This window comes from Streptomyces eurythermus, assembly GCF_014649115.1.
Lineage (GTDB): Bacteria > Actinomycetota > Actinomycetes > Streptomycetales > Streptomycetaceae > Streptomyces > Streptomyces eurythermus.
In genome coordinates this window covers 182,233-198,042 of the sequence record NZ_BMSK01000011.1, presented here as the reverse complement: position 1 = coordinate 198,042, position 15,810 = coordinate 182,233, and the positions used below count along the sequence as shown (strand labels likewise).

Here is a 15,810-nt window from a genome sequence, read left to right as displayed (position 1 = left end):
GCCACCGGAGGCGGCGGGTCGCGCGCCGCCTCGCCCGGCTCAGGCCCCCGGCCGCCGCACCGCCACCCCTCACCTCCCCCCGGGCGGAGCCGTGCTCTGGCGTATCACCAGGTGGGTGGCCAGTTCGATGCGCAGGGCCGACTTTCTGGCGTCCTTGGGCCGCAGCAGCATGCGCGCCGCTTCCTCGGCCATGCGCTGGAGCGGCTGCTGGACCGTGGTCAGGGGCGGGCTCGACCAGCGGGCCGGGGGCACATCGTCGTAGCCCACCACCGACAGCTGCCCGGGGACGCTCAGCCCCAGGACCCGGGCCGCCTCCAGCACGCCGAGGGCCTGGAGGTCGCTGCCGGCGAAGATCGCCGTCGGCCGGTCGGGGCGCCGCAGCAGGTCCATGGCGTGTTCGAAACCGCCCTGGACGTGGAAGTCGCCGAACCGCACCAGCGCCGGATCCGGTTCGTGCCCCGCCATCGCCATCGCCGAGCGGTATCCGTCCAGCCGGGCCAGCGAGCACATCAGGTCCTCGGGACCGGTGATGATGGCGACCCGCTCATGACCCTGGTCGGTCAGGTGACGCGTCGCGGCCATGCCCCCGGCCCAGTTGGCCGAGCCGACGGACGGCACGTCGGGGTCCGGGTCGCCCGCCGGGTCCACGATGACGAACGGGATGGCCCGTGACCGCAGTTGGCGCTTCACGTCCTCCGGCACCGTCGAGAAGACCAGCAGCACGCCCAGCGGGCGGCGGCGCAGGACACCCCCGATCCACTCCGGGCCGGGCGCCTGCCGGGTCCCGCTCTCGGTGAGCGCCACCGTCGCGTCGTTCTGCTTGGCGACGTTCTCCACCCCGCGGATGAGCTCCATCGCCCACACGCTCTCCAGCTCGTGGAAGACGATCTCGATGAGCGGCGCCTGCGACGCCCCCGCCGTCCGCCGGCGGTAGCCGTGCGCCTCCAGCAGGCGCTCCACCTTGGCCCGGGTCGCCGGGGACACATCCGAACGACCGTTGAGCACTTTCGAAACTGTCGGAAGCGAGACGCCGGCCTCTCTGGCCACGGCTGCCAGGGTGACTCTCCGACCGACCTGGGCTTCTTCGCGCATGGTCGCAGCATAGGGCACGGACGCCGGGTAACGGTTTGGCCGCGTACGTGCACGACCGTTGACCATTTCTTCTCTCGCCTCCTACTGTCCAGCCGCAGGACTTTCGGCTCTTATACCGAAACTTTCGGAAGGCGGATGACCCATGCGTACACGGATGTCCAGAGTGGTCGCAGGCGGCGCGACCCTCGCCCTGGCGGCGACCCTCGCCGCGTGCGGCAGCGGCAGCGGCGGCGGTTCCTCCAACGACGGCAAGATCCATGTGCTTGTCTACGGCGACTCCGGCAACAAGATCGAGAAGCAGATCGTCGACACCTTCAACAAGACCTCGAAGGTCAAGGCGGTCCTCGACACCATTCCCGGTGCCGACTACCAGCAGAAGCTGCAGACCATCATCAGCACCCCCCAGGCGCCGGACATCTTCTTCCACTGGGGTGGCGGCAGCATCAAGCCCTTCGTCAAGGCGGGGCTGCTGATGCCGCTGGACGACTTCATCAAGAAGGACCCCAACCTCGACAACAAGTTCCTGCCCACCGTCTACAACAGCTCCGTCGTGGACGGGAAGCCGTACGGCATCCCCATGCGCGGCACCCAGCCGGTGCTGCTGTTCAGCAACAAGAACGTGCTCGACAAGGCGGGGGTGAAGCAGCCCCAGACCTGGGACGAACTGCTCGACGCCGTGAGGAAGCTGAAGTCCTCGGGCGTCACCCCCATCGCCCTCGGCGGTGGCGACCAGTGGCCGACGCTGATGTGGTTCGAGTACGTCTACGACCGGGTCGCCGGCCCGGGGCTGTTCGAGAAGGCCCTCAAGGGTGACAAGGACGCCTGGGCGAGCGCGGACAGCAAGAAGGCGCTCGGCATGCTCAAGGAACTGGTCGACGCGGGCGCGTTCGGCAAGAACTACGACTCGGTGAAGTACACCAACGGCTCCTCGCCCGCCCTGGTGGCCCAGGGCAAGGCCGGCTTCGAGCTGATGGGCTCCTGGTACTACTCGCAGCAGCAGACGGACGCCAAGGACTTCGCCGCCAAGGGCCTGGGCTACGGCCCGTTCCCGACCGTCCCCGGCGGCAAGGGCGACCCCTCCGACGTCGTCGGCAACACCAACAACTTCTACTCGGTGATGAAGAAGACCAAGCACCCCGAGGCCGTCGCCGAGTTCCTGAAGCTGATGTACTCCGACGAGTTCGTCAAGGCCCAGCTGTCCATCGGCAACCTGCCCACCACCACGACCACCCCGCAGTTCCTGGACAAGTCGGCGAGCCCCGAGTACTCCCGCTTCCAGTACGACCTGGTGGCCAAGGCCAAGACCTTCCAGCTGTCCTGGGACCAGGCCTACCCGCAGACCGCCGCCACCTCCATGCACCAGGCCGTTCAGCAGTTCCTCAACGGACAGCTCGACGAGGACGGCTTCATCAAGGCCATGCAGGCCCTTCCGACCGAATGAACCGCTCATGACCACACAGCTCACGAGCGCCCCGCCCACCGCCGAGGCCACCCGTAAGGCCCGGCGGCGGCCGGACGACTCCTACGCCGCCCGCGGCACCCGCCCCGGTTTCCTCTGGGCGCTGCCGGCCACCCTGTTCTTCACCCTCTTCGCCATCGCACCACTGATCATGGTCGCGGTGCTGTCCTTCATGAGCTGGAATGGCCTGGGATCACCCGAGTTCGTCGGCACCGACAACTGGAAGCGGATCCTCGACGACCCGGTCATGATCCGCAGCATCTGGCTGACCCTGCTGCTCACCGCCCTCGGCGTGGTCCTCCAGACCCCGCTGAGCATCGTGCTCGGCGTCTGGGCCGCCGGACACCAGCGCAACCGGGCCGTCCTGTCGGCGGTCTACTTCATCCCGCTGCTGCTGTCCGCCACCGCCGTGTCGGTGCTCTGGCGGGCGCTGCTCGACCCGAACTTCGGCATCCCCGCGCGGATGACCTGGCTGTTCGGCGACGGCAACCTGTTCGGCGAGCAGTCCACCGCCATCGGTGTCCTCGCCTTCGTCAGCACCTGGCAGTACACCCCGTTCCACACCCTCATCTACCAGGGCGCCGCCCGGGCCATCCCGCCGGTGCTGTACCAGGCGGCGGAGATCGACGGCGCCGGCCGCTTCCGCCAGTTCTTCCACATCACCCTGCCGCAGCTGCGCAACTCGATCGTCACCTCGATGATCCTGATGATCGTCGGCGGCCTCACCACCTTCGAGACCGTGCTGATCCTCACCCAGGGCGGACCGGGCACCGACACCACCATCAGCGCCTACTACATGTACCAAAAGGCCTTCAAGAGCTTCGACTTCGGAGCCGGCGCGGCCATCGCCCTGTGCCTGGTCGTCGCCGCCACCATCGTCTCGTTGATCGTGGTCCGCGTCTCCGGCTACGACAAGATGCGCAGCGACATGGAGGGGGTGTCATGAGGCGCCGCCCCAACTACCTCGCCGGAGCCGGCTCGATCGTCTGGCTCGTCGTGGTCGGCCTGCCGCTGTACGTGATGCTCGCCGCGACCCTGCGCACCCGGCAGGACTACGCCAAGAAGGGCCCCGTGTCCTTCCCCAGCGAGTTCACCCTGGACAACTACACCGGGGCGTTCGACGCCGGCTTCGGCCGGTACTTCCTCAACACCATCATCGTCACCGTCTGCGTCGTCGGTGTGGTGCTGCTGCTCGTACCGCCGCTGGCCTACGCGATCGTCCGCAGCCGCTCCCGGGTCACCTCGCAGATCTTCCGGCTGTTCCTGCTGGGCCTCGCCATTCCGGCCCAGGCCGTGATCGTGCCGATGTTCTACCTGATCAGCGAGGCCGGGCTGTACGACAACCTGCTGGGCGTCATCCTGCCCACCGCGGCGTTCTGCCTGCCGATGTCGGCGCTGATCCTCAGCGGGGCCATGCGGGACATCTCCCCGGAGCTGTTCGAGGCCATGACGATGGACGGGGCGAGCCCGAGGCGGATGTTCTTCCAGCTCGTCGTGCCGCTCTCGCGCGGCGGACTGTCCACGATCGTGGTGTTCTCCGCGCTCCAGGCATGGAACGGCTTCCTGTTCCCGCTGGTCCTGACCCAGTCCGAGGACACCAAGCTGATCACCCTGGGTCTGTACAACTTCCAGACCGCCCACGGGATCGACATCCCCGGTCTGCTGGGAGCCGTGACGCTGTCCATGGTGCCCGTCCTGCTCGTCTACCTGTTCGCCCGCCGCGCCCTGGTCCAGGGCCTGATGGGCATGGGAGGAAAGTGACCGCCAACGTGGCCGTAGAGACCACCCCCGAAGTCCCCCTCTGGAACGACCCGACCCAGGACATCGGCACCCGCGTCTCCGCGCTGATCGACGCGATGACCCTGGAGGAGAAGACCGCCCAGCTGTACGGCGTATGGGTCGGCGCGTCCGACGAGGGAGGTGAAGTCGCCCCGCACCAGCACGACATGGAGGAGGCCGTCGACCTCGACGCCCTGCTGCCCGCCGGACTGGGCCAGTTGACCCGCCCGTTCGGCACGGCACCGGTCGACCCCGCGCTCGGCGCGCTGTCCCTGCTGCGCACCCAGAGCCGGATCACCGCCGCCAACCGCTTCGGCATCCCGGCCCTCGCCCACGAGGAGTGCCTGGCCGGATTCGCCACCTGGGGCGCCACCGCCTACCCCGTCCCGCTGTCCTGGGGCGCCACCTTCGACCCCGACCTGATCCGCCGGATGGCCGCCGCCATCGGCCGTGACATGCGCTCCGTCGGCGTCCACCAGGGCCTCGCGCCCGTCCTGGACGTGGTGCGCGACGCCCGCTGGGGCCGGGTCGAGGAGACCATCGGCGAGGACCCCTACCTGGTCGGCAGCATCGGCACCGCCTACGTCCAGGGGCTGGGCTCGGCCGGTGTCGTCGCCACCCTGAAGCACTTCGCCGGCTACTCGGCCTCCCGCGCCGGCCGCAACCTCGCACCCGTCGGCATGGGCCCGCGCGAACGGGCCGACGTCCTGCTGCCGCCGTTCGAGATGGCCATCGTCGAGGGCGGAGCCGACTCCGTCATGCACGCCTACACCGACACCGACGGCGTCCCCTCGGCGGCCGATGAGGACCTCCTCACCGGACTGCTGCGCGACACCTGGGGCTTCAAGGGCACGGTCGTCGCCGACTACTTCGGCATCGCCTTCCTCAAGACCCTGCACGGGATCGCCGGGGACTGGGCCGAGGCCGCGGCAGCGGCCCTGCGCGCGGGCGTCGACGTGGAGCTGCCCACCGTCAAGACCTTCGGCGCGCCCCTCGCCGAGGCCCTCGCCGCGGGCCGGGTGCCGGAGGAGCTCATCGACCGCGCCCTGCGCCGGGTGCTCACCCAGAAGGCCCGGCTCGGCCTGCTCGACGCCGGCTGGGACCCGGTCCCGGCCACGCTGCGCGGAGCCGACCTGGACGACCCCGGCGCCCTGCGCGGCACCGTCGACCTGGACACCGCGGAGAACCGGGAACTGGCCCGGACCATCGCGGAGGAAGCCGTCGTCCTGCTGACCAACGACGGCACCCTGCCCCTCGCCCGGCCCGGCCGCATCGCCCTGATCGGCCCCAACGCCACCGTCGGCACGGCCGTGCTGGGCTGCTACTCCTTCCCCCAGCACGTCGGCGTGCACCACCCGGGAACCCCGGCCGGCATCGACCTGCCCACCCTCGAGGACGCCCTGCGGCGGGAGTTCCCCGACACGGAACTCACCGTCGTCCAGGGCACCGGCGTGGACGACGGCGACATCTTCGGCATCGCCGAGGCCGTCGACACCGCACGCCAGGCCGACGTCGTCGTGGTGGCCCTCGGAGACCGCGCGGGCCTGTTCGGCCGGGGCACCAGCGGCGAGGGCTGCGACGCGGAGTCCCTGGCCCTGCCCGGCGCCCAGCAGCGGCTGCTCGACGCGCTGCTCGACACCGGTACGCCCGTGGTGACGGTCCTCCTGGCGGGCCGGCCCTACGCCCTGGGCCGGGCCGTGGACGAGGCAGCGGCCATCGTGCAGTCCTTCTTCCCCGGGGTGGAGGGCACCGGCGCCATCGCCGGCGTGCTCAGCGGCCGGACCAACCCGTCCGGACGGCTGCCGGTCAGCGTGCCCCGCGACACCGGCGGCCAGCCCGCCACCTACCTCGGCGCACGGCTCGCCCAGGCCAGCGACGTCTCCAGCATCGACCCCAGCGCGGCCTTCGCGTTCGGGCACGGGCTGTCCTACACGTCCTTCGACTGGGGCGAGCTGGCCGTCGGCCGGGCGGAGGCGGACACCGGCGGCGAGTTCTCCCTCGCGTTCACCGTGCGCAACACGGGGGAGCGGGCCGGCACCGAGGTGGTCCAGCTGTATCTGCACGACCCCGTGGCCTCCGTCGTCCAGCCGGTGCAGCGCCTCATCGGCTACACCCGGGTACGGCTCGCCGCGGGCGAGGCCCGCCGGGTACGGGTCACCGTGCCCGCCGACCTGGCCTCCTTCACCGGCCGCGACGGCCGCCGGGTGGTCGAACCCGGCGAGTTGCAGCTGCGTCTGGCGGCGTCCAGCACGGACGCCCGGCTGATCGCGACGGTGACCCTGACCGGCCCGGAACGCCACGTGGACCACACCCGCCGGTTCCACGCGCGGTTCGAGCAGGAGACGGTACGGCCGGCGGACCCCGCCGCCTGACCCGCCGCGCGCGGCCGGCCCCACCCGTGGCCGGCCGCACGCCGGCGCCGTGCCCGGTCCCGCGTCGAGGCCCGTACCCACCCGGGACTCACCCGCGCGTCACCGTCACGGTCACCAGCGCGCCCGGGGCCGCCCGGACCCACGCCCGCCCGGCCGTCCGCCGTACGACGTCCGCCCCGCCCTCGGCCGTGATCCGCCAGGCACCCGGCGGCACGGACAGCACGCTCAGCCGGGAGCCGTGCGGCGCCGCCCGGTAGACCAGCCGGTAGACGCCCGCCCCGGCGTCGTAGGCGGCGGAGCGCACCGTACCCGCGACGGCCTCGGCGTACGGCTCCACGGTCAGCTCCTTGTTGACGCGGAACGCGCCCGTGCCGTCGAGCGCGCAGTACCCGCCGCCGTAACACCACACATAGCCCGCCCAGCCGGAGGCGTAGCGCCCGAGCGAGACCATGGCGTCCCGGTAGAAGCGGTTCATCCGCGGCAGCGAGCTGTCCGGCGGGCCCCACTCGCCGACCACCACCGGGACCCGGTACCGCCTCGGGTACGCGGTGACGGCCCGCTCGTACGCCTCGATCCAGCCGGCCCCCGGGTCGTAGTCGGCGCCCGCCTCCATCGCGGTGTCGTAGAAGTGCGGCGCGTACACCACCCGGGGATCACGGACGCGGCCGAGGCCCGTGGGCACGCCCTCCCCGACGACCGGGGTCGGCTCGACGAACAGCCAGGCGTCCCGGTCGGCCGGGCGGACGGCGTCGGCCAGCCGGTTGTACATCGGGGTGAGCTGTTCGCGTTCGATACGGCGCGCCGCCGCCGGCAGGTCCTCCCCGGGCCGCGGCTCGCCCATGGGCTCGTTGATCAGGTCGTAACCCAGCACGGCCGGATGGCCGGCGAAGCGGGAAGCGAGCGTGCGCCACATCCGGGCCTGGGCGCTCCTGAGGTCGTCGTCCTCGTAGAGATGGGTGAAGGCGCGCTGCACGGCGGGCTCGAAGTACTCGGCGAACCAGTCGTCCGGGTGCGGGGTGAACGGCAGCCCGTCGGTCCTGGTCGCCCACTCGGGGATACCCCGGTGGCCGAAGGCGGGCCCGAAGACGTCCTGGTGGGCGTCGAGGACGACCCGCACGTCCTGGCGCTCGGCCCAGTCCAGGACACGCTCGACCTTGCGCAGGTACCCCTCGCTGTACTGCCCGGGCCGGGGCTCCAGATCGTCCCAGAAGACCAGCAGCCGGGCGAAGTCGAAGCCCTGGGCACGCAGATCGCGCAGATGGCGTTCGGTGATCGCGCTCAGGGCCTGCTCGCCCCGGTGCGTCTTGTCCTCGATGTTCCAGCCGCGCAGGCTGAGCACCCGCCCCTGCCCGTCGGTGAGCGGGGGAATGCCCGGCCCGCCCTCCCCGGCGTGGGCGGTGGCGGGGGACAGCAGCGCGGCGACGGCCGCGGCCGCCGTCAGCATCGCTCGCAGCACGGGAAACCTCCGGGGCGGTGGGACCGGCAGCAACTTCCTTGACTCCGCGGGCACTTCGAACACTCCTGTGCTACCAGGCACACACGGGAAAGACCAGCACCAGGGAGCACACATCCCCGTTGCGCGCGGACACGTTCGTGAAATGATGTCCTGACAAAGGATGGACGGCGGGCCCGCCCGCGACGACCGCCCCGGAGAGGAACCCCTGACATGGCCCAGACCCTCGACCGCATCCGGGTCGGCTCCGCCCCCGACTCCTGGGGCGTCTGGTTCCCCGACGACCCGCACCAGATCCCCTGGCACCGCTTCCTCGACGAGGTGTCCGAGGCGGGCTACGACTGGATCGAACTCGGCCCCTACGGCTACCTCCCCACCGACCCGGCCCGGCTCGCCGGTGAACTGGCCCGGCGGAACCTGAAGGTCTCGGCGGGCACGGTCTTCACCGCCCTGCACCGAGGACCGGCCGTCTGGGAGGAGACCTGGGCCCACGTCGGCCGGGTCGCCGCGCTCACCCGGGCCATGGGCGCCCGGCACCTGGTGGTGATCCCCTCCTTCTGGCGCGACGACAAGACCGCCGAGATCCTGGAGCCGCCCGAGCTGACCCCCGAGCAGTGGACCCACCTGAGCCGGGGCATGGAACGGCTCGGCCACCAGGTCCGGGAGACCTACGGCCTGGACATCGTCGTCCACCCGCACGCCGACACCCACCTCGACACCGAGGCCCATGTCACCCGCTTCCTGGACGCCACCGACAGCCGGCTGGTGAGCCTCTGCCTGGACACCGGGCACTACGCCTACTGCGGCGGCGACAGCGTCAAGCTGATCGAGACCTACGGCGAGCGCATCGGCTATCTGCACCTCAAGCAGGTCGACCCGGACGTCCTCGCCGAAGTCGTCGCCCAAGGGCTGCCGTTCGGGCCCGCCGTGCGGCGCGGGGTGATGTGCGAACCGCCCTCCGGCGTGCCGGACCTGGCGCCGGTGCTGCGGGCGGCCCAGGGGCTGGGCGTGGACCTGTTCGCGATCGTCGAGCAGGACATGTACCCGTGCGAGCCGGACCGGCCGCTGCCGATCGCCGTCCGCACCCGGCGCTTCCTGCGCTCCTGCGGTGCCTGAGCGGGCGTGCGCGCCGGATCCTGCGCCCTCCTGACGGATTCGGCCACGGCGCGGCCGGGAACCAACCGGGGCACCCGGGCGTTCCACCGACAACGGGGAACGCCCGCGTGGACGGGAGGACGACATGACACACCGCACGCACACCCACGACACGCCCCGCGACGACACCGACACCGCTGACACCGCCGACGCGGCCGACGCGGCCGTCGCCCGGCGGCAGCGCTTCGGCCGCCTGCCCGAGCGGATACGCCTTCAGGACACGGTCGAGACGAAGCCGGCCACCCGGCCGGACCCGGCGCGGGACACCTACCACCCGGACGAGTGGCTGATCCGGTACTGCGGCTGACCCGGGCGCGGGGACGGCGGCGCCGCGTACCGGCCCGCCGGCCGCGGCTTTCGCACCGTCCCCGCGCCGCTCAGGCCGACCGCACCTCCGCGAGCGTCACCGGCCGGTGCTCGCGCAGCGACAGGGTGCACGCCTCGGCGATCCAGCCCGCCTCCAAGGCGTCCTCCACGCTGCAGGGGGAGGGCCGGGTGCCGGCCACGACCTCGGTGAACGCGGCGAGTTCGGCGCGGTAGGCGGCGGCGAACCGGTCCATGAAGAAGGCGTGCGGCGTGCCCGAGGGGAAACCCGCGCCGGGCTCGGCCGAGCGCAGCGGAAGCCGGTCGTCCAGGCCCACCGCGAGCGAGTCGGCGAAGCCGTGCAGTTCCATGCGCACGTCGTAACCCCGGCGGTTGTGCCGGGAGTTGGACACCATCGCGACCGTGCCGTCGTCCAGGGTGAGCAGCGCGCCGACGGTGTCGGCGTCGCCCGCCGCCGCGATGTGGCCGGCACCGCGATTGCCGCCCACCGCGTACACCTCCCTCACCTCACGGCCCGTCACCCAGCGGATGCTGTCGAAGTCGTGCACGGAACAGTCCCGGAAGATGCCGCCGGACGCGGCGATGTACGCGGCCGGCGGCGGCTCCGGATCCAGCGTCGTGGACCGCACGGTGTGCAGCGCGCCCAGCTCACCGGCCCGTACGGCGGCCCGGGCGGCGGCGAACCCCGCGTCGAAGCGCCGGTGGTAGCCGATCTGGACCGGCACGCCCCCGCCCCGCACGACGTCCAGGACCTCGACGCCCTCGCGCATCGTCCGGGCGACGGGCTTCTCGCAGAAGACGGGGACACCGGCCTCGACACCGGCCCGGATCAGCGCGGGGTGGGCGTCGGTGGCCGCGGCCACCACGATGCCGTCCACCCCGGACGCCAGCAGTGCCCGCGGCGACGGGGCCACCTCGGCGCCGAACCGCTCCGCGGCCCGCTCGGCCGCGGCCGCGAACGGGTCGGTGACGACGAGCGATTCGACGGCGTCGAGCCCGAAGAGGGTCTCGGCGTGAAAGGAGCCGATCCGGCCGAGACCGAGGATTCCGATACGCATGCGTCCCATTCTTGTCCGTACAAACCCCGCACCGCACACCATCGGCGGAGAGCCGCCGAAACCCGGGAACACCTCCCCAGCCCCCTACGGGCTGACCCAGCCGCCGGTCCGCGCGGACCGCTCCATCGCGTCGAGCGCACGCGCGCTGTGCACCGCGTCCGCGAGGGTGGTGCCGTACGGCGTGCCCTCGGCGACGGACCGTACGAAGCGGCAGGCCTCGATCACCTTCAGGTCGTCGTAGCCCATCGCGTTGGCCGCGCCCGGCTGGAACGCGGCGAACTCGCCGGCGCCCGGGCCGACGTGGACCGTGGCCACGGGCTGGTCCCGGTAGCCGGTGCCGCGGCACACGCCCAGCTCGTTCATCCTCCGGAAGTCCCAGAACACCGCCCCGCGGCTGCCGTGCACCTCGAAGCCGTAGGCGTTCTGCTCGCCGACGGAGACCCGGCAGGCCTCGAGGACCCCACGGGCGCCGGAGGTGAAACGGAGCAGACAGCCGACGTAGTCCTCGTTCTCCACCGGGCCCGGCTCGCCGCCCGGGGCCAGGGCGTGGCCGGCCGTCGCACCGCCCGGCCGGGAGCGCTCCGGGACGAAGACCGCGGTGTCCGCGGCGAGGGAGGCGATCTCCCCGCACAGGAAGCGGGCCAGGTCCACACCGTGCGAGGCCAGGTCGCCGAGCACCCCGCTGCCCCCGCGCCGCCGCTCGTAGCGCCAGGTCAGAGCGGTGTCCGGGTCCGCCGCGTAGTCGCTGAACAGGCGGACGCGCACATGCGCGACCGTGCCGATCCCGCCGGAGGCGATCAGCTCGCGCGCGGCCTCCACGGCGGGCGCGTTGCGGTAGTTGAAGCCGACCGTGCCCTGCACACCGGCCCGCGCGACCGCGTCGGCGACCGCGCGCGCGTCGGCGGCGGTCAGCCCCACCGGCTTCTCGATCCACAGGTGCTTGCCGGCCCCGGCCAGCGTCACGCCGATCTCCCGGTGCAGGAAGTTCGGCGCGGTGACGCTGACGGCCTGGACGCGCGGGTCGGCGGCCACCTCGCGCCAGTCGCGGGTCGCGGAGACGAACCCGAACCGCTCGGCGGCCTCCTCGGCCCGTCCCGGCACCTCCTCGGCGACCGTGACCAGCCGGGGCCGCAGCGGGAGGTCCGGATAGTGGTGCGGGAGTCGCGCGTACGCCCGGGTGTGCACACGGCCCATCCAGCCGAACCCGATGACGGCGACACCCAGCGCATCCACCATGACAGCCTCTCCCAGAAGCGTGGGACCGGCGCCCGGACCGGTCCGTCCCGGCTCCGGGCCACCTTTGTCCGGACATGGAGGCGTGTCAACCCTCCCGACGCTCCCTCGGAGCCTCAGAGGTTGATGGCGTACGCCTTGCGCAGCGTCTCGTGCACCGTCCACCGCGTACGGTCGCCCGCCCGCAGCACCGCCATGTCGCCGGGCCCCACCCGCAGCGTCGGACCGTCCTCGACCTCGATCGTGGCCGAGCCGCTGATCACCACGAACAGCTCGTCGGCCTCCGTGTCCGTGACCACGCCCGGGGTGATCTGCCAGATCCCCCGGATCTGCCGCCCGTCCGGCGACTCCCAGACCACCTTCCCGGTCACCTCCGGGCGCCCGGAGACGATCTGCGCCGGGTCCAGGGGCTCGGGTTCGAGGTCGGCGTCGGGGATGTGGAGCGCGAAGCTGTGCGTCATGCGGGTGACCCTAGTCGGCGGGCGCGGCGCGGTGCCGTGGACAGGGTGTGGGGCATCGGGCCCGGTCACGGGACACTTCGTCGCCCCTGGTCAGCGGCCGGCGCGCACGCCGTCCAGCGCGATGGCGAGCACCCGGTCGCGCTGGGCGTCGTCCTCGAAGTTCGTCGCCGTGATCCCGGCGACCAGCCGCAGCAGGTCCCCGAAGTCCATGTCCGTCCGCGCCGCGCCGACGCGCTGGGCGCGCTCCAGCAGCGGGCCGCCGGCCGCGTACATGGACTCGCGGCAGGTCTGGAAGATGTCCGACTCGCCGTTCAGCGCCTCGCGCACCGCGCGCTTGGTGACCATGTAACCGGCGAACCGGTCCAGCCACGCCGTCAGCGCCTCCCACGGCTCCCGGTCCGCCAGCTCCAGGGCGGCCGCGCACAGGGCGGAGACCTCGTCGGCGTAGACCGTCTCGAACAGGTCGCGGCGGGTCGGGAAGTTCCGGTACAGGGTCCCGATGCCGACACCGGCGCGGCGCGCGATGTCCTCCAGGGAGGCGTCGGCCCCGTGCTCGGCGAACGCCTCGCGGGCCGCGTCGAGCAGGGCGTCGTAGTTGCGGGCGGCGTCCTTACGGTGCGGCCGGCGGGCCGCGACGATCTCGCTGACGGGGAACGGCGTGGCCGTCACTGCTGCCTCCCGGAGGGGGTGCGGATTGAAGCGGAGGGTTACCTCCGCTAGAGTGGAGGGGCACCTCCACTTTATCAGTGCGGGGTGGCTCCGCCATGGCCGGACGCGGCCCGCGCGTGCCGCCCCCGCGACCGGGGCGGGACCCGTACGACCGCGCCCCCGCACCAGAGACACCCGACCCCCGGGCTGCCCTGATCCGCTTCCCTGATCCTTCCTCGATTACGGAGAGGCTTCTCCATGCCCCGCGCCTCCGCCCGGCTCACCTTCGCGGTCCTCGCGACCGGAGCCGGCGTCTTCTCCATGCTCCAGTCGCTGATCGCGCCGGCCCTGCCGACCGTCCAGCACGCCCTGCACGCCTCCCCGTCCACCGCGACGTGGGTGATGACGGCGTATCTGCTGTCCGCCTCGGTCTTCACCCCGATCCTCGGCCGGGTCGGCGACCTGGCCGGCCGGAAACGGACCCTCGTCGCCGTCCTGCTGGCCGTCCTCGCGGGCTGCCTGGTCGCCGCTCTGGCCCCGAACATCGGCGTACTGATCGTCGCCCGGGTCGTCCAGGGCGTCGGAGGCGCCCTGTTCCCGCTGTCCTTCGGCATCATCCGGGACGAGTTCGCCCCGGCCGAGGTCAGCGGCAGCATCAGCAACCTCTCCGCCGTGATCGCGGCCGGCGGCGGCGTCGGCATGGTGGCCGCCGGACCGATCGTGTCCGCGCTCGACTACCGCTGGCTGTTCTGGATCCCGGTGGCGATCGTCGCCGCGACGGTCCTGATCGCCCTGCGCTACATCCCCGAGTCGCCCGAACGGACCGCGGGCAAGGTCGGCTGGACCGGCGCCGTGCTGCTCTCCGGCTGGCTGGTCGCGCTGCTGCTGCCGCTGAGCCAGGCCGGGCAGTGGGGCTGGGGCTCGCCGAGGGTGCTCGGCCTGTTCGCCGCCGCCGTCGTGCTGTTCGCGGTGTGGCTGGCGACCGAGGCCCGCTCGCGCACCCCGCTGATCGACCTGCGGGTGCTGCGGCTGCCCGCGGTGTGGACGACCAACGCAGCCGCCCTGCTGTTCGGCGCCGGCATGTACTCCATCTGGTCCTTCCTGCCGGGCTTCGTCCAGACACCGGCCGCGGCCGGCTACGGCTTCGGCGCCAGCGTCACCGAGTCCGGACTGCTCATGCTGCCGATGCTGGTCGCGATGTTCCTCTCCGGCGTGGTGTCGGGCCGGCTGGAGCCGCGCGTCGGCGCCAAGGCACTGCTCACCACGGGCGCCGCGCTCGGCGCGCTGGCCTGCGGCTTCCTCACCCTCTGGCATGACGCCCGGTGGCAGATCGGTGTCGTCGCGGCCCTGTTCGGCCTCGGCATCGGACTGGCTTTCGCCTCGATGGCCAACCTCATCGTGGGCAGCGTGCCGCCGGCCCAGACCGGCGCCGCGACCGGTATGAACGCCAACATCCGCACCATCGGCGGCTCCATCGGCGCCGCGCTCACCAGCGTCCTGGTCACCGGCCGCCTCCAGCCCTCGGGCCTGCCGTACGCCTCCGGCTACACCCACGGCTGGGCCCTGCTCACCCTCCTCTGCCTGGCCGCGGCCGCCGCCGCCCTCCTGGTCCCGGCCCGCCGCCAGGGCCCTCCGGCCGAGGCGCCCACCGCCCCGGGGGTGACACGGGCACCCGTCCGGGTGCGGTAATGTTGACCTGCGTGATCACGCGGGAAACCCCGCGTGGGACCGCGGCGGGACGTGGCGCAGCTTGGTAGCGCACTTGACTGGGGGTCAAGGGGTCGCAGGTTCAAATCCTGTCGTCCCGACTCGTGAGAGTCGCAGGCCGAGGGCCGGTTTCGGAGCAATCCGAAACCGGCCCTCGGCCGTTTCTGGGGACCAGTTGGGGACCAGGGCTCCCTTGACCGGTGTCAGCGGGTCATGACGATCGGGCCGGGGAGTGAGCGGGGGCGCGGACCGCGCTGAGGTGTGCGGAGAGTGCTGCGCCGGCGGCCGTGATCTTGTGGACGTCGGGGTGGAGGTGGCGCTGGGTGGTCATGAGGGAGCCGTGCCCGGCGATGCGCCGCAGGACGTGGACCGGCACTCCCGCGTCGGCGAACCGGGTCAGGCCGGTGTGCCGGAGGTCGTGGCGGCGCAGGTGTTCGTAGCCGAGCCTGATGACCACGTCGTCCCAGTGGGCCGCATCACGCAGGACGGCGGTGGAGATGCGTCCGCCGCGGTGGCCCGTGAACAGGCGGGCGTCGGGGTCGGGGCCGGCGGACAGGATGCGCTGGGCGACGAGGGAACGGATCTCCTCGATGATGGAGACCTTGCGGGCCCGCTTGCCTTTGGTGCCCTTGTCGGTCAGGCCGCCGGGTGCGGGTGTGGTCTGGCGCCGCACGGTCCAGATCCACTGGTCGGTGTCGATGTCCTGGACGCGGCAGCCTGAGACTTCGCCGATCCGGGCGGCGGTGCACGCGGCGAAGACGACACCATCGGACGCGCCCCCCGGTACTGGTCGTGTGAGACGGCCATGAGCGCGTCGGCCAGCTGGACGAGGCTGTCCCAGTCGGGCAGGGCCAGCGCGCGCGGATTACGGAGTTCGTCCTCGGCCTGCTTGTAGAGCTTCTGCCAGCCGGTCACGCGGGCGGGATTGACGCTGATGATGCCGTCCCGCACGGCCTGTTCCATGACGCGGACCAGGACGGCGATGGTGTTCTTGACCGTTGAGCGGCTGTGCTCGTCGGCGATCCAGTTCTGCACGGTCCGGTCGACGACACCGTTGGTGATCAGTCGC

Annotated in this window: 14 protein-coding genes, 1 tRNA gene and 1 pseudogene; 8 read left to right on the top strand and 8 right to left on the bottom strand. The window is 72.2% G+C overall.

Going from position 1 to position 15,810, the window contains the following annotated elements; genetic code table 11:
- Positions 1–69: 69 nt before the first annotated feature.
- A complete protein-coding gene (locus tag IE251_RS22120) occupies positions 70–1,092 on the bottom strand; it encodes a LacI family DNA-binding transcriptional regulator (protein ID WP_030791502.1) in 1,023 nt (340 codons plus the stop codon).
- A 154-nt stretch (positions 1,093–1,246) separates the two neighbouring features.
- On the opposite strand from IE251_RS22120, the gene IE251_RS22115 reads away from it, so the two are divergent.
- Genes IE251_RS22115 through IE251_RS22100 form a run of 4 tightly spaced genes read left to right on the top strand, consistent with a single transcriptional unit; the run spans position 1,247 to position 6,702 of the window.
- Positions 1,247–2,533, top strand: a complete 1,287-nt coding sequence (locus IE251_RS22115) for an ABC transporter substrate-binding protein (protein WP_373302036.1) — start codon at positions 1,247–1,249, stop codon at positions 2,531–2,533.
- Between the two features lie 7 nt (positions 2,534–2,540).
- Positions 2,541–3,497: a carbohydrate ABC transporter permease gene (locus tag IE251_RS22110; RefSeq protein WP_189754734.1), complete on the top strand. Its 957-nt coding sequence runs from the start codon at positions 2,541–2,543 to the stop codon at positions 3,495–3,497.
- Positions 3,494–4,312: a carbohydrate ABC transporter permease gene (locus IE251_RS22105; RefSeq protein WP_189754733.1), complete on the top strand. Its 819-nt coding sequence runs from the start codon at positions 3,494–3,496 to the stop codon at positions 4,310–4,312. The genes IE251_RS22110 and IE251_RS22105 overlap by 4 nt, the downstream gene beginning before the upstream one ends.
- Positions 4,309–6,702, top strand: coding sequence for a beta-xylosidase/alpha-l-arabinosidase (locus IE251_RS22100; protein ID WP_189754732.1), 2,394 nt, complete (start codon positions 4,309–4,311; stop codon positions 6,700–6,702). The genes IE251_RS22105 and IE251_RS22100 overlap by 4 nt, the downstream gene beginning before the upstream one ends.
- Before the next feature lie 88 nt (positions 6,703–6,790).
- Here IE251_RS22100 and IE251_RS22095 read toward each other — a convergent pair whose 3' ends face one another.
- Positions 6,791–8,146 carry a cellulase family glycosylhydrolase gene (locus IE251_RS22095; protein WP_189754842.1) on the bottom strand — a complete coding sequence of 452 codons (1,356 nt, stop codon included), beginning with the start codon at positions 8,144–8,146 and terminating at the stop codon, positions 6,791–6,793.
- A 222-nt stretch (positions 8,147–8,368) separates the two neighbouring features.
- Between IE251_RS22095 and IE251_RS22090 the strand changes: the two genes are divergently transcribed.
- Both IE251_RS22090 and IE251_RS22085 read left to right on the top strand, forming a co-directional pair.
- On the top strand, positions 8,369–9,271 hold the full coding sequence (locus IE251_RS22090) for a sugar phosphate isomerase/epimerase family protein (protein WP_189754731.1): 903 nt from the start codon (positions 8,369–8,371) through the stop codon (positions 9,269–9,271).
- A gap of 124 nt (positions 9,272–9,395) precedes the next feature.
- The gene (locus IE251_RS22085) at positions 9,396–9,617 is read left to right on the top strand and encodes a hypothetical protein (protein WP_189754730.1); all 222 of its coding nucleotides are present in this window, start codon (positions 9,396–9,398) and stop codon (positions 9,615–9,617) included.
- A 70-nt stretch (positions 9,618–9,687) separates the two neighbouring features.
- Here IE251_RS22085 and IE251_RS22080 read toward each other — a convergent pair whose 3' ends face one another.
- The 4 genes from IE251_RS22080 to IE251_RS22065 form a co-directional block, all read right to left on the bottom strand.
- Positions 9,688–10,692 (bottom strand): Gfo/Idh/MocA family protein, encoded by a 1,005-nt coding sequence (locus tag IE251_RS22080; RefSeq protein ID WP_189754729.1) that lies wholly within the window; start codon positions 10,690–10,692, stop codon positions 9,688–9,690.
- An 84-nt stretch (positions 10,693–10,776) separates the two neighbouring features.
- Complete coding sequence (locus IE251_RS22075) at positions 10,777–11,928, bottom strand: Gfo/Idh/MocA family protein (protein ID WP_189754728.1); 1,152 nt, start codon at positions 11,926–11,928, stop codon at positions 10,777–10,779.
- Positions 11,929–12,041: 113 nt separating this feature from the next.
- Complete coding sequence (locus IE251_RS22070; protein WP_189754727.1) at positions 12,042–12,386, bottom strand: cupin domain-containing protein; 345 nt, start codon at positions 12,384–12,386, stop codon at positions 12,042–12,044.
- Positions 12,387–12,476: 90 nt separating this feature from the next.
- On the bottom strand, positions 12,477–13,055 hold the full coding sequence (locus IE251_RS22065; RefSeq protein ID WP_189754726.1) for a TetR/AcrR family transcriptional regulator: 579 nt from the start codon (positions 13,053–13,055) through the stop codon (positions 12,477–12,479).
- A 237-nt stretch (positions 13,056–13,292) separates the two neighbouring features.
- Here IE251_RS22065 and IE251_RS22060 point away from each other — a divergent pair, with 237 nt between their 5' ends.
- On the top strand, positions 13,293–14,723 hold the full coding sequence (locus tag IE251_RS22060; RefSeq protein WP_189754725.1) for an MFS transporter: 1,431 nt from the start codon (positions 13,293–13,295) through the stop codon (positions 14,721–14,723).
- 45 nt (positions 14,724–14,768) lie between these two features.
- Positions 14,769–14,842 (top strand) — tRNA-Pro (locus IE251_RS22055).
- 110 nt (positions 14,843–14,952) lie between these two features.
- Here the strand turns inward: IE251_RS22055 and IE251_RS41140 are convergent.
- Both IE251_RS41140 and IE251_RS41135 read right to left on the bottom strand, forming a co-directional pair.
- Positions 14,953–15,441, bottom strand: coding sequence for a tyrosine-type recombinase/integrase (locus IE251_RS41140; protein WP_229896896.1), 489 nt, complete (start codon positions 15,439–15,441; stop codon positions 14,953–14,955).
- Positions 15,378–15,810 (bottom strand): annotated as a pseudogene (locus IE251_RS41135) (hypothetical protein); the annotation flags it as partial. The pseudogene IE251_RS41135 and the gene IE251_RS41140, both read right to left, overlap by 64 nt.